This window comes from Chroococcidiopsis cubana SAG 39.79 (assembly GCF_003991895.1).
GTDB lineage: Bacteria > Cyanobacteriota > Cyanobacteriia > Cyanobacteriales > Chroococcidiopsidaceae > Chroococcidiopsis > Chroococcidiopsis thermalis.
In genome coordinates this window covers 1-20,547 of the sequence record NZ_RSCK01000083.1, presented here as the reverse complement: position 1 = coordinate 20,547, position 20,547 = coordinate 1, and the positions used below count along the sequence as shown (strand labels likewise).

The 20,547-nt window shown below is 42.2% G+C and carries 20 protein-coding genes; 10 read left to right on the top strand and 10 right to left on the bottom strand.

Annotated features, from left to right (window positions below):
* Positions 1-13 precede the first annotated feature (13 nt).
* The 4 genes from DSM107010_RS29375 (at position 14) to DSM107010_RS29360 (ending at position 5,178) form a co-directional block, all read left to right on the top strand.
* Entirely contained in the window at positions 14-1,060 is a 1,047-nt protein-coding gene (locus DSM107010_RS29375) for a glycosyltransferase family 2 protein (protein WP_015154810.1), read from the top strand.
* Positions 1,061-1,122: 62 nt separating this feature from the next.
* Complete coding sequence (locus tag DSM107010_RS29370; RefSeq protein ID WP_106167740.1) at positions 1,123-2,679, top strand: glycosyltransferase family 39 protein; 1,557 nt, start codon at positions 1,123-1,125, stop codon at positions 2,677-2,679.
* A 544-nt stretch (positions 2,680-3,223) separates the two neighbouring features.
* Positions 3,224-4,027: a glycoside hydrolase family 16 protein gene (locus DSM107010_RS29365; protein WP_127024561.1), complete on the top strand. Its 804-nt coding sequence runs from the start codon at positions 3,224-3,226 to the stop codon at positions 4,025-4,027.
* Positions 4,028-4,203: 176 nt separating this feature from the next.
* Positions 4,204-5,178 carry an RsmB/NOP family class I SAM-dependent RNA methyltransferase gene (locus tag DSM107010_RS29360; protein ID WP_015154813.1) on the top strand — a complete coding sequence of 325 codons (975 nt, stop codon included), beginning with the start codon at positions 4,204-4,206 and terminating at the stop codon, positions 5,176-5,178.
* Here DSM107010_RS29360 and DSM107010_RS29355 read toward each other — a convergent pair.
* Positions 5,171-6,337, bottom strand: coding sequence for a glycosyltransferase family 4 protein (locus tag DSM107010_RS29355; protein WP_106167742.1), 1,167 nt, complete (start codon positions 6,335-6,337; stop codon positions 5,171-5,173). The genes DSM107010_RS29360 and DSM107010_RS29355 overlap by 8 nt on opposite strands.
* 63 nt (positions 6,338-6,400) lie before the next feature.
* Positions 6,401-7,567: a glycosyltransferase family 4 protein gene (locus DSM107010_RS29350; RefSeq protein ID WP_106167743.1), complete on the bottom strand. Its 1,167-nt coding sequence runs from the start codon at positions 7,565-7,567 to the stop codon at positions 6,401-6,403.
* A gap of 1,266 nt (positions 7,568-8,833) precedes the next feature.
* On the opposite strand from DSM107010_RS29350, the gene DSM107010_RS29345 reads away from it, so the two are divergent.
* Complete coding sequence (locus tag DSM107010_RS29345; RefSeq protein ID WP_106167744.1) at positions 8,834-9,610, top strand: WecB/TagA/CpsF family glycosyltransferase; 777 nt, start codon at positions 8,834-8,836, stop codon at positions 9,608-9,610.
* Positions 9,611-9,750: 140 nt separating this feature from the next.
* Here the strand turns inward: DSM107010_RS29345 and DSM107010_RS29340 are convergent, their stop codons facing one another.
* The 3 genes from DSM107010_RS29340 to DSM107010_RS38835 all read right to left on the bottom strand — a co-directional run bounded on the left by DSM107010_RS29340 (position 9,751) and on the right by DSM107010_RS38835 (position 12,182).
* The gene (locus DSM107010_RS29340) at positions 9,751-11,007 is read right to left on the bottom strand and encodes a glycoside hydrolase family 16 protein (RefSeq protein ID WP_015154817.1); all 1,257 of its coding nucleotides are present in this window, start codon (positions 11,005-11,007) and stop codon (positions 9,751-9,753) included.
* Between the two features lie 724 nt (positions 11,008-11,731).
* Entirely contained in the window at positions 11,732-11,971 is a 240-nt protein-coding gene (locus tag DSM107010_RS29335) for a hypothetical protein (protein ID WP_015154818.1), read from the bottom strand.
* 40 nt (positions 11,972-12,011) lie between these two features.
* On the bottom strand, positions 12,012-12,182 hold the full coding sequence (locus tag DSM107010_RS38835; protein ID WP_158631889.1) for a hypothetical protein: 171 nt from the start codon (positions 12,180-12,182) through the stop codon (positions 12,012-12,014).
* Positions 12,183-12,271: 89 nt separating this feature from the next.
* Here DSM107010_RS38835 and DSM107010_RS29330 point away from each other — a divergent pair, with 89 nt between their 5' ends.
* The 4 genes from DSM107010_RS29330 (at position 12,272) to panD (ending at position 14,246) form a co-directional block, all read left to right on the top strand.
* Entirely contained in the window at positions 12,272-12,754 is a 483-nt protein-coding gene (locus DSM107010_RS29330; RefSeq protein ID WP_015154819.1) for a MarR family winged helix-turn-helix transcriptional regulator, read from the top strand.
* A gap of 141 nt (positions 12,755-12,895) precedes the next feature.
* Positions 12,896-13,084 carry a TLTLP motif-containing protein gene (locus DSM107010_RS29325; RefSeq protein ID WP_015154820.1) on the top strand — a complete coding sequence of 63 codons (189 nt, stop codon included), beginning with the start codon at positions 12,896-12,898 and terminating at the stop codon, positions 13,082-13,084.
* A 175-nt stretch (positions 13,085-13,259) separates the two neighbouring features.
* Entirely contained in the window at positions 13,260-13,802 is a 543-nt protein-coding gene (locus DSM107010_RS29320; RefSeq protein WP_015154821.1) for an inorganic diphosphatase, read from the top strand.
* A gap of 57 nt (positions 13,803-13,859) precedes the next feature.
* Entirely contained in the window at positions 13,860-14,246 is a 387-nt protein-coding gene (gene panD, locus DSM107010_RS29315) for an aspartate 1-decarboxylase (RefSeq protein WP_106168816.1), read from the top strand.
* Between the two features lie 124 nt (positions 14,247-14,370).
* On the opposite strand, the gene DSM107010_RS42495 is transcribed toward panD, so the two are convergent.
* The gene (locus DSM107010_RS42495; RefSeq protein ID WP_256498793.1) at positions 14,371-14,499 is read right to left on the bottom strand and encodes a hypothetical protein; all 129 of its coding nucleotides are present in this window, start codon (positions 14,497-14,499) and stop codon (positions 14,371-14,373) included.
* A gap of 6 nt (positions 14,500-14,505) precedes the next feature.
* Between DSM107010_RS42495 and DSM107010_RS29310 the strand changes: the two genes are divergently transcribed.
* Positions 14,506-15,342, top strand: coding sequence for a carbonic anhydrase (locus tag DSM107010_RS29310; protein ID WP_015154823.1), 837 nt, complete (start codon positions 14,506-14,508; stop codon positions 15,340-15,342).
* Between the two features lie 62 nt (positions 15,343-15,404).
* Here DSM107010_RS29310 and DSM107010_RS29305 read toward each other — a convergent pair whose 3' ends face one another.
* The 4 genes from DSM107010_RS29305 to ligA all read right to left on the bottom strand — a co-directional run bounded on the left by DSM107010_RS29305 (position 15,405) and on the right by ligA (position 20,136).
* Positions 15,405-16,502 carry an anthranilate phosphoribosyltransferase family protein gene (locus DSM107010_RS29305; protein WP_106168815.1) on the bottom strand — a complete coding sequence of 366 codons (1,098 nt, stop codon included), beginning with the start codon at positions 16,500-16,502 and terminating at the stop codon, positions 15,405-15,407.
* Between the two features lie 105 nt (positions 16,503-16,607).
* Positions 16,608-17,660 carry a LysR family transcriptional regulator gene (locus DSM107010_RS29300; RefSeq protein WP_015154825.1) on the bottom strand — a complete coding sequence of 351 codons (1,053 nt, stop codon included), beginning with the start codon at positions 17,658-17,660 and terminating at the stop codon, positions 16,608-16,610.
* Between the two features lie 108 nt (positions 17,661-17,768).
* On the bottom strand, positions 17,769-17,924 hold the full coding sequence (locus DSM107010_RS38830; protein ID WP_158631888.1) for a hypothetical protein: 156 nt from the start codon (positions 17,922-17,924) through the stop codon (positions 17,769-17,771).
* Between the two features lie 184 nt (positions 17,925-18,108).
* Complete coding sequence (gene ligA / locus DSM107010_RS29295) at positions 18,109-20,136, bottom strand: NAD-dependent DNA ligase LigA (RefSeq protein ID WP_241994395.1); 2,028 nt, start codon at positions 20,134-20,136, stop codon at positions 18,109-18,111.
* Between the last annotated feature and the right edge of the window lie 411 nt (positions 20,137-20,547).

Sequence of the window (20,547 nt, the reverse complement as noted above, 5' to 3'; positions counted from 1 at the left end):
ATAAGGAAGTAATATGAAACAAGTTTCTGTGGTAATTGCAGTTTTCCGTTGTGAGAAATATATCAGTGCCACAGTTCAGTCAGTGTTAGACCAGACTTACAAAAATTTAGAGATCTTGATTGTTGATGACGAGTCTCCAGATCGATGTGTAGCAATTTGTCAGCAATTTACTGACCCCAGAATTCAGATTATTCGCCAACGCAACCGAGGCTTGGCGGGAGCGAGAAACACAGGTATTCGTCACGCTCAAGGAGAGTATATTGCTTTTTTAGACGGAGACGATTTATGGTTGCCTTCAAAACTAGAAAAACATGTGGAGCATTTAAACAACTCTCCTCATGTGGGAGTGAGTTTCAGTCGTTCGGCTTTAATTGATGAAATGGGAAATCGCTTGGGGACTTATCTCATGCCGCAGCTAGAAAATATTTCCCCAGAGTGCTTGCTGTGCGATAATCCTGTAGGTAATGGTTCGGCGGCGGTGTTGCGTCGAGAAACTCTCGATGCGATCGCCTTTACCGATAATCTTCACGGAACTTCAGAAAAATTCCCAGAAACATATTATTTCGACGAGCGCTTTCGCCAAGCAGAAGATGTTGAATGCTGGCTGCGGATTGCGAGCCAAACTCAGTGGCAATTTGCTGGCATTCCCGAAGCTCTCACTTTGTATCGCGTCAACTCTGGTGGACTCTCAGCCAATCTGCTCAAGCAACTAGAATACCTAGAGCAAGTTATCGAAAAAACCCGCTCCTATGCACCGGAATTGATCTCTGAGTGGGAGAAACCTGCTAAGGCATATCACATGCGTTATTTGGCTCGTAGTGCCATCCGTCTCAAAGCAGGTGCGATCGCTGTGAAGCTCATGCACCGAGCCTTAGCAACTCACTGGGGTATTGTCTTGACAGATCCCCGTCGCACGCTGATGACACTGGCTGCTGCTTATCTGCTGTGGTTACTCCCCACCTCGATTTATCGTCAGATTGAGGCTTTGGCAGCTCAATCGATGGGAACTTGGCAAAAAAACCGCATTCACCGCGATCGCGAAATAGAAGTTGGAAGCTAATCAGTTACCAGTGTAGAGACGTTACATGTAACGTCTCTACAAAGTTATATACCACTTATCTTATGTTGTTACAAAGAACGTCACTAGAACGCATTAAATCCTCTAATTTTAAGTACTATCTAATTATTGGCTTAACTCTTGCAATCGGCATTTTCCTGCGATTTTTCCTTTTGCCAGATAAGAGTTTATGGCTGGATGAGGGTGCTAGTTTATATTATTCTGACGGCACGAGCATTCAAGATATTATTGCCACGATTGTTAATACAGATACTGGCGATCGCTTTCAGCCGTTTTATTATTTATTATTACATTTTTGGCGACAATTATTCGGTAGTAGCGAATTTGCCGTTCGCTCCCTTTCTGCTTTACTAGGAATTGGCACAATCGTTGTTTTGTGTACTACTGCATGGCAAATTTACGGGAGGAAACACGCTCTATGGTTAACGCTATTTTTATCGTTTAGTGCTTACGGAGTTTATTACAGCCAGCAAACGAGAGCGTATACTTTACTCTTATTTTTAGCATCTCTACAATTATATTTTCTCAGTCAAATCTTACCGCAAAAAAATGTTAGAGGTACGGCGCTCGCGCAGATGCTGTTTTGTCTCACTACAGCAGTCGGTCTTTTCTGTAGCATTTTTATTGGAATTTATACTCTCGCTCTGTGTATCGCTCACCTGCTAGTTTCTCAAAATATTAAGCGGTGGCTGCAATGGTGGTTACCTGTAGCAATTGCCTGTGTACCTGCGGCAATATTTTATTTAGCTTCCCCTGTAGCGACCGATCCGACAAAAGTTCACGTCACGCCATCGAATCAATCAGTTATTCAGAATATAGCTTTTGTTTTCTACGGCTTATTAGTTGGAGAAACTTACGGTCCACCAATCGAACAGATGCGTGGTGGCGATCGCCTGCAACTCATTTTCAATTATTTACCTGTTCTATTACTGTTTGGATTAGTTGCTGGTATTATTTTTATCGGACTTGTCAGAGGCTTAAAAGCGCGATCGCCAGAATATAAACAATATCGTCCAATTGATAATTTTTTTCTGATTACCTTTGTATCTGCTTTTATCATCGCACTTGCCTTTGCAATTGTGACAAAATTTAATTGGCTACCTCGACACTCTTTTTATATTTATATTCCCCTATCGTTTCTATTACCAATAGTACTTAGGTTTAGTCCTAGAAAAAAAACCTGGGAAAACTTATATCGTCTCGCTTTTATAGTGTTACTATTACTCAACTTATATGCAAACTACAACTACTATTTTGAACCCAGATATCAGCGGGAAAACTACCGGGAAATTGCCCAATATCTAAGCAAGAATAATAGCCAAGATACCAAATCCGTACTGCTGTATGGCGTGCCTTATTTACTACCTTATTATGGCGATACTTTAACAATAGATGGCTTAGGACTCGATACAACTAAGTTAGCAGCAGAAGTCAGTCGCGTTACTAAAAATGCAAACACGGCAATTATTGCAATTAGCGACCAAGCTTTTTGGGAAAAGAAAAGAAATTTTGATTTAGAAAGCTCAATGGCTAAGTCTTACAAACTAGAATCTCATCTGCAACTGACTAATTTTGATATCTATCATTACGTGAAGAAGTAGTTTTTGGTCAAAGGGAACGGAGGCGAGAGGTGAGAGGCTTTTAAATTGTGACTTGCGACTTCTCCCTTGTTCCCTTGAAAGCCACAGCCTTGCTGGAAATTTCAAGATATTCAAAATATTTTATCAATTTGATAAGAAAAACTTTACACAATAATAAATCGATATTTGGCTATTCAGTAATTCCTTTCAGTCGGAAATTGATAAATTTTTATAAATATCAATACATCACAAATTGGCTATTTTGTAATTTAGATATTTATGGTTATATTTTCGACTCGTTTCGTAAACTAAGCGATCGATACAACCACTATAACGAAAGGGTTGCAAGCTAAATCACCTACTTAGTATTTTCGTTTGCCAGAAATAAAACTTCGCTTTAGCTGCATAAATACTGCACAAAAAAAATTTTTTTCTTGACTCTACACCGATCGAAATGGTTTATTAATACGGTGCGTCAAGAGATAGCTTTTTGTTTTTTCGGCAATCAATAGCTCATCAACAACTGCTATCTCCTCTTGAAATTGAATCAAAAGGAAATATTTACATGCAACAAAACCTTCGGTTGCGTAACTGGAAGGACAAAGTTTTGCTGGCTTTTAGTGCCTTGATGATAGTATGTTGCCCCACAGCAGCACTAGCCGATCCTCCTGCTGGTAACTGGCAGCTCAAGTTTAGCGACGACTTCAACGGTTCTGGATTAGATACTGGTAAGTGGACTCCCTGTTTTTATTGGGCTCCCAATGGGTGTACGAATGGCGGCGCTGGCGATTTGCAATGGTTTAGCCCGAATAATGTATCAGTAGGAGGTGGAATCTTACGTTTGCGTGCAGAGCGAAAGCCGTCTAACGGTTTAAACTACACTTCTGGAATGATTGCATCTCACGATAAGTTTGCTTTTCAGTACGGTTACGTGGAGTTTCGCGCTAAAGTGCCTAAAGGCAATGGTTTCTGGCCCACACTATGGTTGTTATCGCAAAACAAAAACTGGCCCCCAGAAATAGATGTTGCCGAATTTGTGGGTTCTAATACAAACAATGTCCACATGACGATCCACTATAAAAACGTTAGTGGCGCTCACGAATCATCATCTGGCTGGTGGGGTGGAATTGATTTTTCTGGCGGCTATCATACATATGGCTTGTTATGGGAAGCAGATAAACTTGTTTGGTACGTGGATGGTGTCGAACGGCGGCGTTACACCAATAGTGGCAATATTCCCGACGAAGCAATGTACGTTACAGCAACTCTTGCTCTCGGCAAAGCGTGGACGAATAGCCCTCCCGACAACTCTACGCCTTTACCAAACAATCTAGAAATCGATCATATTAAAGTTTGGCAACGCAATTAGATTGTCATTGGTCATTAGTAGTTGAGTGGTAATTGGTAATTGGTAATTGGTCGCTAGTCACTGATAACTGGTCACTGATAACTGGTCACTGGTCACTGATAACTGGTCACTGGTCACTGTCAACTGACTTACCATTCCCACTACAATAGAAAACGCAGAGCTTTGATTTTCCTTGTGTGGACAAGCCTTCAAATTTGTTACTTAAGCTCAGTCGGCGTTTATTTGACGATTCAACAGCACAAGAGCAATTTATTCAAGCCTTAACTCAGCCGCAATCTTTTCCTACCTGCATTATCTGGTGTCGGCAAAAGCCTGAATCTTTACCATTTGCAGTAACAACTGCAATTACATGGCAACCTGCTTTTGTAGATTGCGTATCACCTGGTGAAAAACCAGGAAAGTTTCCTTTACATGAGGACGGTTATTACTATTGCTTAGATTTTTCCTCAGTATTTGCTGCTTCAACCTTGCTAGCTATCTCTGAACCAATTTCCACTATTTTAGATATGTGTGCTGCACCAGGAGGAAAAGGAATTTTTGCCTGGAAAGCATTGCAGCCAGAGTTACTGATAAGTAATGAAGTGATTGGTAAGCGTCTGGGAATGCTAATTTCTAACTTAAAACGTTGTCAAATTAGCCCTACTGCTGTGACAAATATCGATCCGCAGATTTGGACTCAGCGCTTACCTCATACTTGCAGTCTTGCAATTGTTGATGCTCCTTGTACCGGGCAATCTTTACTAGCTAAAGGAGATAAAGCATTAGGATGTTTTCATCCGACTTTAATTCATAAAAATGCTAGCAGACAAAAAAGAATTCTTGCTAACTCTGCTCAAGTTGTTGCTCCGCAAGGCTATCTCGCCTACATGACTTGCACTTATTCAATCGAAGAAAACGAGCAAGTGTGCGAGTGGTTTTTAGCTAGATTTCCACAATTTCAACCTGTGAGTATTTCTCATTTAGAGCGCTACCAATCTCATTTAACCACTATTCCTTGTTATCGTCTATTCCCTCAAGATGGTATGGGTGCTGGAGCTTTCACTGCCTTGTTTCAAAATCAGGAAAACATGAGTCAAGCATCATTAAATAAACAACTATTAAATTTAGAAATGTTGCGACAACAACAGATCGCTCCTAAATTTATTAGCTAAATTTTTCTGTAATGATGGTCTGCATTGATTTTCCCGCTGCCGACCAGTTAAGACGAGTTTCATATTCGTGAAATGAACTATATGCTAGTTGTTTGTATTGGGCGTAGTTAGTAAATAAATGGGCTACGTACTCACAATAGTCTTTAACATCAGCATCTAAGGCAAATAGTTTTCCATTCACATTATCTTGAATAATACTAGGAATCCCGCCAACTTTAGTTGTCAGACAAGGAACTCCAAATGAATTAGCCTCGCAAAGCACATTTCCATAAGTCTCGGCTCTAGAGGGTAAAATTAAAAAGTGAGAGTCAGAAATTAATCGATTTAAGCGATCGCTACCTTCTGGATCGGATTTTTTGATAAACCCAACATTAACCACGTAATCTGGTAACGGTTCGTCGGTTATAGGTTGACAACCAACAACTGTTAACTCGACATCGATACCTAGTTGTTTGAGTTTTTTAGCAACTTTTAAAGCTATATCTCCTCCTTTACGATACCAACTGACTCCGAGAAACAATAACTTACATCGCTCTGCTGTTCTTGCTTCTACTAAGTTTTGAATGTCGTCAATCGTGCGATCGCATTCTATGTTAGCTCCATATGGTACGATTTCAACCTTACTGCGATCGATTTGATAGCTATTCATTGCCGCTTCCGCCGCCCAAGTGGAGGGGAAAACCGCCAGTTGCACTTTACTGAGGGCAAGTCGATCGAGCGTTACGAGATTATCGATCGTTTCTTGACAAAGGTTGCTAAAATCATCGTAAAAGTCAATGCAAGCTCCATAAGTATTTGTCGTCCATAAAACAATCGGTTGCTGGCATTCTACATAGGCGATCGTAGAAATATCTGGACAAACAACTAATTGAGAGTTACTGTTAGATAACTTGGTGTTAATTTGTCGAGCGTAATTCTTTTGTAAATCGAGCGCAGCCCAATCGTAATACGCTTTGGTAGACAAATATTTATACAAACGTCTTTTGAATTTAGTCCTTAGAGAATGCCGTTCTGTTAACGGACCAATATATTCAAAATTAGTAAACCGCTCTTTGAGTGCTTCAGCTTTGTAATAACTCGTGCCACTAAACCCGATTGCTTTTGGATGCCACTTATTGCTGTTAAAAATATCATAATGAGTCACAAAAGCTATGTTCATATTCAGTGAAGCTCAGCAAAATCTAGCAAATTATAACAGAACTTGCTCAAAAAACTAGGCTTACTAGATTAAATCCATAATTAACTTTTTTGCTTCCTTGGTTGCCACATTCCAGTTAAGCCGAATTTCGTACTCATAAAAAGAAGAATTGGCTAAGGCTTTATACCGCTCGTAATGCTCGAATAAATGAGTTACGTAAGTGCAGTACTCGGAGATATCTGTATCTAGCTCGACGACTTTTCCATTCACATCATCTTTAACAATTGTTTTGATTCCACCTACATTTGTAGTTAAACAGGGAACGCCAAAAGAGTTAGCTTCAATTAAAACATGAGGAGCGCAATCAGCGCGGGTAGGTAGGATCAGAAAATGCGAATCAGCTAAAATTCGATCGAGTGCAGTTCGACCATCTGCTGTTGATTTGTTAATATAGCCAATAACTGTAACGTAATCCGGTAAGGTTTCCGACTCAGGCGGATGACATCCTACTACAGTTAATTCTGTTGGTAAACCAGCCTCATTTAATGCTTTGGTTACTGCTAAAGCTACATCTCCACCCTTACGCAACCATTCCACAGCAAAAAATAACAGCTTGCAAGTTTTGTTATTCCTCGCTTCCACGATATTATTCACATCATTAAGGCTGCGATCGCATTCTATATTTGCACCCCAAGGAATGACTCTGACCTTTGATGGTTCGACACCGTAAGCGTCAATTGCAGTTTGAGCCGCCCAGTCAGATGTATAGATAATCATCTCACAGCGATCGAGTGCTGCTTTTTCCATTGCCGTAATATTATGAAAGTTTTCCCGACAGAGATTACTGAGATAAGGATAAAAGTTTATCAGTGAATAAAGCGTCGCATCAGACCACAAAACTATCGGCAGATCGGAGTCAAGATATGAAATTGGCAGAGAATTTTCTGGACATAAGATGGCATCTGACTTGAATTGCGACATTTTCTGTAGGGCTTGATTGGCATAATTGCGCAAAACAGCAGGATCGGTCCAGTGATAGTATTGCTTTTTCAGCACAGAAGTATATATTCGCCGTTTTATTCTAGTCGATAGGGTATTTTTTGCCTCTAAAGGTCCCACCAAATCGAGTTTTACGTTTTGTTCTTCCAAAGTCCGTGCTAGGAAATAGCCTGCTGCACATAAACCTGATTGGTACTTCGGCCACTTTGCCTGGTTCAGGACATCATATGTAGTGAGGTAAGCTATTTTCATGACTTCAGGTATAAGTGGCTGTAAGGTTTAAATTGTCTGAATAGCTGAATCGTAGAACCACCAACTGTGTTTGGTACGAACGGATGTTTAAACGGTAAAAGCAGATACCACAGCGTGCATCGTTTGCTAAAGTTGCGATCGCGCTCGGTTGTTGAGTATTTGCTAAACAGTGTAGGAGTCTGTAACTTACACTTGTTATGATGTTTGGTTCGGGAACATACTAACAAACATCAAGCCCCATAACCAACTCACAACACCAGAGATTTCGGTCTCAACGCTGCTTTCAACTGCGTGCTAAATGCAATACTGCTACAATTGCCATTCTTGAGAAGCAATCGAAAATGCCGGAGCAGAAAAAGTCTTGCATGTTAAAACCAGATTATGTATTGAATTTGACGATTCTTCGCAAAAAAGCTACTCTCCGAATTGTCCCATGCTAGCATTATCAGTCATTCAAACTACTTAGTGATGAAGCAGACACGATCTATTGACGCTTGTTGACTTTTTCGGTTAAAAAAAGTTCCCTTATCGTTGCTACCTCAGTTTTTATCCATAAGACCATATTATGTATTTCAATATTTGGCAATGCGAATGTTTACGCAAAATACCTCAATCTAGGTATGTCGAGAGGAAGACGATATTATGTGCTATCTGTAGCTAGCATGAGAACGAAATATATTTTGAGGACACTTAAGTAATATAAGACCCAGCCACGATACTTGCTGCGGAGCTTTTTTCACTGTAAGTTCAGTCCTATTCTCTGTCAGCAATCTCTACGTGAGAGCGAACACGTAAATTGTCATTCTGATACACGAAACAAACAACGCGCTCTGTTTTGACGGTAACCCTGCATTACAAATTGGTACCTGAAGTATCTCGGGTCGAGAAGGAAGAAATTGTTCGTTTTGATACTTGTTTTTTGTCAGTACAACCAGAACGGCGCTGACAACATTCACAAATACCACCAACTTACATATAAACTACTGAGTTACGACATATTTCTATGAAATTGTTATCCCTTGAGGTGTTATTAAATAAACAAATATAAAGTTTTCCCAAGGGTTGACAACTAGATTGCACACCTAATAGTATACTATGGCAATTTCATGGCATGATTATCGGAATGATAGGAGAAATAAACTGGCTACTCAATATGTTTTGGATTGCAATGTCGGTAGATACAGCTATAACTAGTTGGTGTAACTGGTCAGTAGATCGTCAAGTGATAGTCTCAGTTTAAGGCTCGATTGAGGAGCTAATAAATCAATGCGGAAAGTTAATCTACTAAACTTGGATTTTGACAATTTAAGTATCAAAGAACTACTGAGGCAGCTAAAGTCAGGGGTTGTGTTTACGCCTAATGTAGATCATCTGATGAAGTTACAATGCGATCGCGAGTTTTTGCGAGCTTACGAAATAGCTGACTACAAACTATGTGATAGTCAAATATTGGTCTATGCCTCGCGATTTTTGGGTACGCCAATTAAAGAAAAAATCTCTGGTTCAGATTTTTTTCCTGCCTTCTGTACCTATCACAGAAACAATGAAAAAATCAAGATTTTCTTACTAGGTGGACAAAAAGAGACTGCGGCTAAGGCACAAGAAAAGCTCAATAAAAAAATAGGTAGAAATATAGTAGTTGCTGCTCATTCTCCCTCTTTGGGGTTTGACCGTAACGAACTAGAATGCGCAGAAATAGTTGAAATGATTAATCGCTCGGGAGCTACAGTATTAGCAATCGGGGTGGGAGCGCCAAAACAAGAAAAATGGATTTATCAGTATCGAAACAAGCTACCTAAGATTGATTTTTTTTTGGCTGTAGGTGCAACAATTGATTTTGAAGCAGGAAATGTCAAGCGAGCGCCGAAATGGATGAGCGAAGTAGGCTTTGAATGGTTGTATAGACTTTTGCTAGAACCTCATAGATTGTGGAAAAGATATTTAGTAGAAGATCTACCCTTCTTCTGGTTAATTATCAAGCAAAAGTTTAACATGTATACAATTCCCCATAGAGAGAAGCGGGTCTATAAGTCAGGTAATTAATAGGATGAGATAATCTGTCTGATGACTTTGGTTAAATTTGGTTGAAAGCTTTGTAGAGACACGATATTTCGCGCCTCTACGATGAGCTAGCAACCTCACTGAAGAGAGATTTTCCTACTTCTCACTCATCACTTCTGCGGTCATTTTGGAGTCAATTTGATATAGTCAAATGCTAGCTTATAACTGCTGCTTTGAGCATTTTTATCCACTACGGTAAATTTAAAAGATTTGTTACCAGAGGCATCAAAGGTAATGTTGCCTAAATCTAGCTCCACGTAATCAGAAGATGAAGCATAGAGATCTTGAGGATTACCGCAGTTAGTACCACCAATCGACAGTTGAAATTTGCCTCTATTGTGATATCGTTTGACTCCAACCCTGACATTAAAAGTTCTGGCTTCTGGTACGTTGACTGTATAAGTGACAGAATCACCTACTTTATTCGAGTCAAGCATCGTTCCCATGTGATTGCTTAACTTAGCGTCTGCTTTGGCGTTCCCTAAAAATATTACATGAGCCAGGTTAGATTTAGCTGCTACTTTCAACCCTTCAGTTTCAGAAATTATCGGTGTGACTGCGCGTGTTGAGGGACTATCTTTGTGTCGCCACACCTTAATGTAATCGACGTTGGAGTAACTGGGAAACGGAGTTGTCTCATCTGGTGGGGTATTAATCCAAGCCTTACCAAGGGCAAATGTTGCCATCACATACATTGCTTCCGCAGAAATGTGTTCTGTAGCCGTGTAGCGCCGCCGTTCCATACCATCGATATACCAAATGATTTCTTTAGGATTCCATTCCACTGCATATGTATGGTAGTCGGCAGAAAAATCAGCCCCGGTATATGCCCAAGGAGAGCTTTGGTGCTTGCTAGTCGGAGTGGAATAGTGGTAGGTCATATGCATGTTGTTGGGTTGGCTACCTAAATACTCAGCGATATCAATTTCTGGAGGCCACGCTCTACGTTGAGAAGCTAGCCAAAAGGTTGTCCAAAAACCCCGACCGTTAGGCATTTTTGCTCGCATTTCGGCATAACCATACTGAAAAGCAAACTTATCGTGCGAGGAAATCATTCCAGAGGTATATTCATAGCCATTCATTTTGCGTTTCTGGGCTCTCAAACGAAGAATGCCGTTGTTTACAAATACATCATCTGGTTGATACCACTGCACGTCTCCACTACCACCATTCGTACAGCCATTATTCCCCCACCAATAACAAGTACTCCATTTCTTTTTGTCGAGTTGCGTACCATTAAAATCATCGCTGAACACAAGCGCCCAACCATCGCCAACAGGGTCAGCTAAGACAGTAGTAGGACTGCACAGTACAGCTATGAGGCTCAATCCTTGCAGAATTTTTTTAGTATATTTAAGAAGATGAGGATATCGCTTCACAATATTTTTCCTATGAATAATTAGGGCGATGGTGGAATCTCAAGTGAATTCCAGATAGGTAAGTTATTTGCTGAAAAAAATTTGCACGAGCCAACCTATACTTCAAGCGAAATAGCTGAAGTTAGATAGTCGAAAGCTGGCATGTCAAATTTATGAAGATACTTGCGTAGCTATGGCTATTCGCTCAAGCACATAAATTAGAACAATAAATGTACAGATAGCTATTAATAAAAGGCTGTTTATTGCCACATAATCTATCAATTGATAGATCGATTTGAATACTTTCTGTTAGTTTGTGCTAGATGTTTTAATTGCCCAAACGCTTTAGCGTCAGCAATCTATATATAAATTTAACAATTTCTTTATTGTGGCTCAATCGAGATTTCACGGAAAATTGTTAATAGAGAGTTTTTACTGAGAGGTGATATGAAATTTTATTGATTCTTTAAAAACTTTTGGCAAAGTGGTACTCCGCAATACCAAATTCACGTAATTTTTAAAAGAAACTTGCTAGCAACAAAGATTTACTTACATACTTGTAGTAACAACAACAAATAATTCAATAAAAAATAAACGTTTAATAGTAATAAGAAATCTGCGATCGCACCTGAAAATACGCACGACGTTCTTATATGTAGTAATATTACTGACAAAGACGAACTCATAGTGAGTGAGTAGCTAATGGCTAGTAGCTCAACTGACAACCAACCCTAGCCCCTCTCGCTCAATCTTCATTCCTTAACTGCCATGCTGCGCCAAACGCTGCACCTGCACCCGCAATTAAACCCGTACTCATGCCTTGTAAAGTTTTCATGACAGAATTTTGAGTCAAACAGTCGCTGGTGACATTGTTAGCTTGCAAACACTGTTTACTTTCCGCCCAGCTTGACGTACCCCCCAAAATCACACCGGCTGCGCTACAGGAAACAATCAGAAGAGTCAGACGCTTTGTTTTTCTATCCATAGATAGATGCTAATTTTTTCTAGTAGATTATTTTTCTCCACTATCTTACTTGCTTGGCGGCTAGATGCAACAGCGAATTTACAGAAAACCGACAGATGGAGGAAAATGCCCAGCAAAAATTCATCCTACTGGCGATCGCCAGTAGAGCGATTTTCAATTGGGTAAACCAGATCTGTAGGGGCGCACGGCTGTGCGCCCCTACAAATGTCACGTACGCAATCGAGAATTGCTATGAGGTTAAATAACAACTAGATCTTTCCTGAATAAGGTAATATTGAATTATTTAATGTAAAACAATTAATGGGTACAAAACACCTCGGCACACAACAGGAGGTTTTCGCCTTAGATACGCTAGTCAAGTTAGTTCGAGCAGCAGAATCGGTATCGAATCGGATTCATCGCCATTTGCTCGATGTAGATTTGACCGTAAGTCAGTTTGGGGTGCTAGAAGCACTTTATCACCTGGGACCTCTCCATCAGCGAGATTTAGCCGAGAAACTGCTCAAAAGCGGTGGTAACATGACTTTAGTGATCGACAACTTAGAAAAGCGGCAGTTGGTAAGACGGGAAAGAGAAGTCGGCGATCGCCGTTGCATTAAAGTACATTTAACAGAAAAAGGCAAGCACCTAATTAGTGAAATCTTTCCGACGCACGTTGCTGCTGTCGTGGAAGAGATGAGCGTTCTCACCCCAACAGAGCAAACAGAGTTGGGACGCATGTGCAAACGGCTAGGATTAGGAGCGAGAGATATTCCTGCGAGTAGGAGTATCCCCAGCCCCTAGTTCCTTGTTTTGAGATTGTTGAATAGCAAACAGTCTTTCTGGGCAGAGCAGTTAGAATAGAAATAGATAGAGCATAAGTTTGCCCTAATCGACGTATAAAGTTCTTTGAACTCTCCCAAAGCTAGGTTTTGAACATTTTTTATGGAATCAAGTAGTAGTAATTCTGCCAACCCTGGTGAGAAATCACCCCCCAGGTTGGCAGAAATTGTAGGAACGGCGATCGCGGTATTGACGCTCATCGTACCTCTACTGGCGATCGCTCACTACTCGTCAAATGACGTGCAGCTAGAGCAGCCCCTTTCCTATTCGCTACAAAGGACAGATAAATAAGAGTGGCTAGTGGCTAGAGAATTTTAAATTTCTTACTACACCTCACATTTTTGATTTACTGGTCACTGGTAACAGGTCACTGGTCACTGTTCCAAGCCGTCCATATTAGCCTAAAATGCTACAGGTAAAGCGATCGCGCATCGATCGCTATTAGCTGTCATCTTGGAGAATTATTGTGGACTTATCCCGCATTCCGGCTCAACCAAAGCCAGGTTTAATTAACGTTTTGATTGAAATTGCTGCTGGCAGCAAAAATAAGTACGAATACGACAAGGATCTGCAAGCTTTTGCTTTAGACAGAGTGTTATATTCCTCAGTGCAGTATCCCTACGATTATGGTTTTGTGCCGAATACCTTGGCTGATGATGGCGATCCGTTGGATGGGATGGTATTGATGGACGAACCAACTTTTCCAGGCTGCGTCATCGCCGCCAGACCAATTGGGATGTTAGAAATGATTGATGGTGGCGATCGCGATGAAAAAATTCTCTGCGTCCCCGATAAAGACCCGCGTTACGCAAACGTCAAATCTCTCAACGATATTGCGCCTCACCGTTTAGACGAAATTGCCGAATTCTTCCGCAGCTATAAAAATTTAGAAAAGAAGGTCACGGAAATTCGCGGCTGGCAAGATGTCGATCGCGTTATGCCTTTAGTAGAACAGTGTGTCAAAGCTGGTAGCGAAAAAGGTCGCGATTCAGACTCAGAAACTGTTTAACTTCCTAAATGTAGAGACGTTCGTGTAACGTCTCTATACTTAACCCAATTCCCGCCCATGCAACGCACATTTCTCCTCGCCAAAATCCACAATTGCACCCTAACGGGGGCAAATCTTAACTACGTAGGTAGTATTAGTATCGATCGCGCTTTGTTAGATGCTGCTGGGATATTACCCTACGAACAAGTGCAAGTCGTCAACGTAAATAATGGTGAAAGATTAATTACTTATGCGATCGCCGCACCACCAAACTCTGGAAAAGTTGAGTTAAACGGTGCTGCGGCAAGATTAGGGATAAGTGGCGATCGGGTGATTATTATGACCTACGCTCAATTAACTCCAGCAGAACTAGAAACTTTTTGTCCTACAGTTGTTTTAGTAGATAGTAAAAATCGATTGTTAGAAGTACGCCGCTACGACGATCTATTATTAGCTCAAGTTTAGTTTTAGCAGAATTATTTTACTGAGCGATCGCGCTAAGTTGTGAAGAATTCACTTTGCTGCTTCGCACCTCAGTATAAAATTTCTTGATGTATACCTATTTAAAACTGCATTGATATTTTGTGATTTATGTATAAGATGACTTTCTTTCCGATCGCGCTTTAGGTAGACTCATAAAGTCAGAAGATTTACACCAATTAGGGCGATCGCGGTTCTGGTGCGGTGAGGCGATCGAACAGGGAAATAGTAAGGGCATGGAGTTATGAAGAAACTAATCAAAGGGCTGCGGGATTTCAAGACTAACTACTTTTCTACCCACACGGAACTGTTTGAACAGCTTGCCCACGGACAAAAACCGAGGGTTTTATTTATCAGTTGTTCCGATTCGCGCGTCGATCCTAACTTGATTACTCAAACAGAAATTGGAGAATTATTTGTCATCCGCAACGCTGGAAATATTATCCCACCCTATGGAGCAGCCAATGGTGGCGAAGGCGCAGCGGTAGAATATGCAATTCATGCTTTGGGAATTGAGCAAATTGTGGTCTGCGGACACTCCCACTGCGGTGCGATGAAAGGACTGTTGCAATTGGATAAACTTCAGGAAGAAATGCCCTTAGTTTACGATTGGCTAAAGCACGCTGAAGCTACTAGGCGACTGATTAAAGAAAACTATAAGTCTTATCAAACAGAAGAGTTATTAGAAATTGCGATCGCAGAAAATGTTTTAACCCAGATTGAAAACCTCAGAACTTATCCCGTCGTCCATTCGAGAATGTATCAAGGCAAGCTGAAAATCTACGGCTGGATCTATCACCTGGAAACTGGAGAAGTTTTGGCGTACGATCCTGACAGCCATTCCTACGTCCATCCTCAATCCCAACTTGGCGAATACGATCCTCTAGATGGACCAGTAGCAGGCGAGTTTACAGTTAGTAACGCTCCTCCTCCTCCCATCGCCTGCGATTTCCCTCATCGCCAGCACTACGAAGTTGTCAGTAATGGAGACAATGGAGGTTTACAGGGGTCTTCATCTATATCGTGGCTGTCTTCAGAACAAGCAGAGCGAATTTATCGGGGATCTAATGGTAGGAAATGATCTATGGTGGGCAATGCCCACCCTACTAACAAATGATAAATGACAAATGACAAACGACATTTTTATAGTTGACTGTAGGAGCGATCGCGAACTTGAATTGACTCAATTGCTTGAATTATTCGCGTCAATTGTTGTGCCACTTCTCCACTGGCAAACATCGCCTCTGCTTGAGTGATTCCCGCACTAATATCGGCACAAATACCAGCACGCCATAAATAAAACCCGCCATTCCAAATCGCAGATTGCATCATTTCTGAGGGTTTCCCTTGCAAAACCGATCGCATATCTGCTACTAAATGTTCGGTCGGATCGCAAGGGACATTGTGGCTGCTAAAACCATAATCGCGGGATGAAAGGTGCAGGCGATCGATCGCAACTAACCCCGATTCATCGGTTATGTCGGGTGTAGATAAACCAATAATATTCGTCCGTTCGCGGGGGAGATCGCAACTCCCCTCTAATCCTTTGACTGTCGTAAAGTTGTTTGTACCGCGTAAAGACAAGGCAACTTGAAACATATGTTCCGTGGGAGGATGGACGTATCCCGCCACAATCTGCGCCGCTCCTGCATAGGGACACCACATCAATTCCATCGTGGCAAAAGGCGGACGCTTGCCAATTTGATCGCGGTATTCAAATATTTTTTGAGCTAAAGGAAAATGTTGGGGTAAATAGACAAATCCCAAACCTGTATTCTCAAAAACTTGCTGAGTTTGGTCTAGAGATAACTCAGTCCAATCAACTCCTAACCCTTGCCAGATCTCTACCAGTGGCACACCGTATTTAGTCGGCATTCGATCGCTACCGTGCATAATCATCGCTTGCCCCGCAGCCGTCAGCAATAGGGCAGTGAGAGGACTAATCGGCGCAGTGCGATCGCGTCCATCGTAGGGAATGCCCAAAACCATCACCGGAGTAGAGCTACCAATAGGTTGTAGTTTTGGTCCCAGTTCGTCGTAAACATCTAACATGCCTGCCAGTTCTGCCCCTGTAGGGCGTTTAATCCGGTGGGCAATCAAAAACGCACCAATCTGAGCAGGGGTTGCTTCTCTCAACAACATCATTCGGGTTGCTGCGGCTGCTTCCGTGCGAGTTAAGTCCTCTTTTGTATGATTACCGCTTCCCACTTTCCGCAGTAAATCCCTAAATGCGTTGCTCATGATGTAATTGCTCGATCGAAATTCTCAAAATTCCAGTTCCTTTGCACTGCTGAATGTTAAGGAACGCTGCCAAGAGAGTGAGTAGTAGGTAGAAGTGGCTAGTGGCTAGTGGCTAGTGGCTAGAATTACTTGCTCTGCCGCTCTACCCCTCTGTCCCTCTGCTTCCTTGTCTCCCTTGTCTCCCTTGTCCCCCTTGTCTCCTTCGTTCCCCCACGTCTCTTCTTCTACACTCAGTTTAGGTGGTACGAGTTCTCGCACCAGTTGCCAAAAATATTGAATCGGTGGAATGCTGAGTCGATCTTGACTTGTTACCATCACGACTTGGCGTGATAAGCTAGACCCTGGCGCAAGAGAACCATTGCTGTCAGTGTTAGCAATTGGACGAACGGCAAGGGTAGGATCGAGACGCGATTCTACCAGGGCAGACTGCGGCAATAAGGCGATCAGTTCTCCTTGTCGCGCTACTCCGCGAAAGGCATCGAGAGTATTCACTTCCAGCACGGCTTGGAGCGTAGCACCCAGGCGATCGAAACGCTCTTGGACTAAACGCTGCATCCCATAACCGTCTTTAAATACAACTTGAGGGTAGCGGATGAGTTCCAACCAGGGAATCTGTTCGTATTGTGCCAACGGATGATTTGCTCCCACCAAAACCTCAATGGGTTCATCGTATAGCACTTCCGTCACCATTTCTGGGCTGGTAGTTAAAAAACGATTATTCATGACGATCGCCAGATCTACCAATCCATCCTTGAGGACTTTTAAAGCGCGATCGCTACCCAACGCTGTAACGCGCAGTTGGACATCGGGATAATTGCGACAGAATTTTTGCAGTACCGGAGGCAAATAATGGGCGCATAAAGAATGGATTGCCGCAACACACAACTCCGGTTGTTTTCCCGCCATCAAATCTGCCAACTCCTCCGTAACGTAGCGCCATTCCTGGCAGATTTTACGGGCACGGGGCAACAGTCGCTCTCCTGCCAACGTCAGCTTAGCCTGTGCTGTCCGATGAAATAGCTGAACTTCTAGGTCGGCTTCCAAGGCTTGAATTTGCCTGCTGATTGTCGATTGGGTAACTCCACATTTGCGAGCTGCTTGCTGAAAGCTACCTGATTCCGCGATCGCCAAAAAGGCTTGCAACTGTTCTAGCCGCATGATGATGTAGCCTGAATTACATTTAAGGCATCAATCTAAATTAACCGATCTCGGCTCCAGGTTTAGTAGAACTTGATACAGCTCAACAGCGATCGGTGAGTGATGGGTTCAGCTTTCTGTTTGGGCGATGCTGTTGATTTGAGCATGGCAGTTGTTAGGTAACTGCGGGTTAGCGGGCGATCGCGCTGACTTTGATGCAGAAGTATGCCAATGTAAATATTGCATAAAGCTGCAACCAAAATAATAAGTGGTATTTCTATTCATTTTCTAAAAGTTAAAGAGATCGAGTAAAATGCCTAGTTTTTATACTTTGTACCTTCACTATTAGAAGGGCAAGTTTTTTTAACTAACCTCAGTATTAATACGAAAAAATTTATTAATTTTTTGTGAGTTCTTCTCACGACTCGCTACGCACCAATCTTCACTGAGAACTGTCAACTGTCAACTATCAACTGTCAACCATTTCTAACAATTGTGCTTCGCTGAGGATTGCAATTCCTAGTTTTTGCGCCTTGTCTAATTTAGAACCAGCTTCTTCGCCAACGACAAGGTAATCTGTTTTCTTACTGACTGAATCCGTTACCTTACCTCCAGCCTTCTGAATCAATTCTTTTGCCTCATCCCGCTTCAGTGTGGGTAAAGTCCCAGTAATAACAAAAGTTTTACCCCCTAGTGGTAAGGATGCATCGTTTTGTCGAGCCGTTTCTTCAACCGCTTCCCCACCTAACTGCAAACCAGCTGCTTGCAGTCGAGCAATTAAAGACTGATTTGCTGGAATGCGGAACCAATCGTAGACCGAATGAGCAATTTCTGCCCCAATTCCGTAAACTGATTCAATATCTGTGGTTTTTGCTGCTGCTAACTGCTCGACTGTAAAAAACTTTTGGGTCAATACCTGAGCGTTGACGCTACCTACATGACGAATACCCAAACCATATAATACCCGCGACCAAGGTTTAGTTTTAGAAGCGGCGATCGCCTGCACCAATTTTTCCGCTGACTTCTGCCCCATGCGTTCTAACTGCATTAGTTTTTCAGCATCCAGATTGTAGAGATCGGCAACAGAATGAACCACACCGCGATCGACTAATTGATGGACTAGCTTTTCCCCCATGCCATTAATATCTAAAGCATCTCGACTCACCCAGTGTTCCAAAGCTCCCTTGAGAATTGACGGACAGGAAGCATTGACGCAGCGCGTAACTGCCCCTTCTTTGATAACGGGTTGGCTACATGTCGGACAATGGGTAGGCATTTGAAAAGGTTGGGTTCCGGCGGGGCGAAGTTCTAGCAACACCCGCACGACTTCAGGTATTATTTCCCCAGCCTTACGGACAATTGCCGTATCGCCGACGCGGATATCCAATTGAGCCACGCGATCGCTATTATGTAAAGTCGCGCGAGAAACCGTCGTTCCTGCCAACTGCACTGGACGCATAATTGCCATCGGAGTCAACGCCCCCGTTCTCCCTACATTCACCGCAATTTCTTCGACGCGGGTAGGGGCTTCCTCGGCTGCATATTTCAAGGCGATCGCCCAACGGGGAAACTTTTGTGTAAATCCCAATTGCTCTTGGAGGGGTAGAGAATTTATCTTCACCACTACCCCATCTGTCATGTAAGGTAAATTTAACCGTTCGGTATCCCAATAGCGATAATATTCGGCAACTTCCTGCACTGTAGGACATAACTTGCGATGGGGATTCACCTTAAACCCCATCTGCTGTAATAACTCTAAAGCTTCCCATTGAGTTTGGTAGACACTCGCATCATCTCTACCAGCAACGTGTAACGTATAAGCAAAAAAATCCAATCGCCGTTTATCGACAATGCGAGGATCGAGTTGGCGCAACGTCCCCGCCGCCGCATTACGCGGATTAGCAAATGGTGGTTCGCCCCTTTGCGATCGCTCTTGATTGATTTGCTCGAATACATCTAGGGGTAAAAATGCCTCTCCTCTCACTTCTACCTTTGTAGGAGGATTTTCCACCTGCAACCGCAAAGGAATCGCACGAATTGTTTTGACATTCTGGGTAATATCTTCACCCATCACGCCATCACCCCTAGTTACCCCGCGCACGAGTAACCCATTTTCATAAGTTAAGGCGATCGCCGAACCATCGATTTTGAGTTCGCATACGTATTCTTGTAGAGGTGTTGCATGCAATGTCTCTATAGGAGCATTCCGCCGCCACCGTTGTTCCCATGCCTTCAATTCGTCAATGTTAAAAGCATTTTCCAGACTGTAAAGCGGGATGTTATGACGCACTGAGAAGAATTGGGTAGCGGGTTTTTCTCCCACCCGTTGCGTTGGACTATCAGGCGTGATTAAGTGCGGATATTGGGTTTCAAGTTCCTGTAATTCTCGATACAGTTGGTCGTAAACCGAATCTTCCATTATCGGGTTGTCTAGAACGTAGTAAGCATAGCTAGCGTTTTGCAATAACTGCTGCAATTCCCGTACTCGCTGTTCCACCAACATCTCCTTCTACATCCCACTTAGCGTTCTTTTCTAGGTTACTGAGTTTCATCCATATCGTCGCCTCTATGGAGGACTAACGTTAGTTTATTTGTACTATTTTACGCAATAAACTGTGGAAAATCTCACTAAATCTTGATTGTTTTTCCTAACAAGTTTAAATAAAGCAAATTTAATTACGTAAATTGAATTCTATAAACACATAACCTAAAGATTGACTCGATCTGTTTATTTGATATTTATAAAAATTCTAAATCGTTCGCCAAAAATAAGTGGTTTTATCAAAGGCATTGCCCACCATGCATTGATATTCCACGCATTAAATAAAACTAATAGAGCAATTCCTAGTCTACTGAGGTACGATTAATAGTAATGTTGTGTATTCTGCCCAGATAAAAATGAAGGCAT

What these genes read in the sequence shown, in the direction of transcription:
- panD (WP_106168816.1), top strand. Translation starts at nt 13,860, where the DNA reads ATGCAACGCACATTTCTCCTCGCCAAAATCCACAATTGCACCCTAACG.
- DSM107010_RS29375 (WP_015154810.1), top strand. Translation starts at nt 14, where the DNA reads ATGAAACAAGTTTCTGTGGTAATTGCAGTTTTCCGTTGTGAGAAATAT.
- DSM107010_RS29335 (WP_015154818.1), bottom strand. Translation starts at nt 11,971, where the DNA reads ATGGATAGAAAAACAAAGCGTCTGACTCTTCTGATTGTTTCCTGTAGC.
- DSM107010_RS42495 (WP_256498793.1), bottom strand. Translation starts at nt 14,499, where the DNA reads ATGCCCTTACTATTTCCCTGTTCGATCGCCTCACCGCACCAGAACCGC.
- DSM107010_RS29370 (WP_106167740.1), top strand. Translation starts at nt 1,123, where the DNA reads ATGTTGTTACAAAGAACGTCACTAGAACGCATTAAATCCTCTAATTTT.
- DSM107010_RS38830 (WP_158631888.1), bottom strand. Translation starts at nt 17,924, where the DNA reads ATGAATAGAAATACCACTTATTATTTTGGTTGCAGCTTTATGCAATAT.
- DSM107010_RS29330 (WP_015154819.1), top strand. Translation starts at nt 12,272, where the DNA reads ATGGGTACAAAACACCTCGGCACACAACAGGAGGTTTTCGCCTTAGAT.
- DSM107010_RS29355 (WP_106167742.1), bottom strand. Translation starts at nt 6,337, where the DNA reads ATGAACATAGCTTTTGTGACTCATTATGATATTTTTAACAGCAATAAG.
- DSM107010_RS29300 (WP_015154825.1), bottom strand. Translation starts at nt 17,660, where the DNA reads ATGCGGCTAGAACAGTTGCAAGCCTTTTTGGCGATCGCGGAATCAGGT.
- DSM107010_RS29345 (WP_106167744.1), top strand. Translation starts at nt 8,834, where the DNA reads ATGCGGAAAGTTAATCTACTAAACTTGGATTTTGACAATTTAAGTATC.
- DSM107010_RS29305 (WP_106168815.1), bottom strand. Translation starts at nt 16,502, where the DNA reads ATGAGCAACGCATTTAGGGATTTACTGCGGAAAGTGGGAAGCGGTAAT.
- DSM107010_RS29350 (WP_106167743.1), bottom strand. Translation starts at nt 7,567, where the DNA reads ATGAAAATAGCTTACCTCACTACATATGATGTCCTGAACCAGGCAAAG.
- DSM107010_RS29325 (WP_015154820.1), top strand. Translation starts at nt 12,896, where the DNA reads ATGGAATCAAGTAGTAGTAATTCTGCCAACCCTGGTGAGAAATCACCC.
- DSM107010_RS29365 (WP_127024561.1), top strand. Translation starts at nt 3,224, where the DNA reads ATGCAACAAAACCTTCGGTTGCGTAACTGGAAGGACAAAGTTTTGCTG.
- DSM107010_RS29310 (WP_015154823.1), top strand. Translation starts at nt 14,506, where the DNA reads ATGAAGAAACTAATCAAAGGGCTGCGGGATTTCAAGACTAACTACTTT.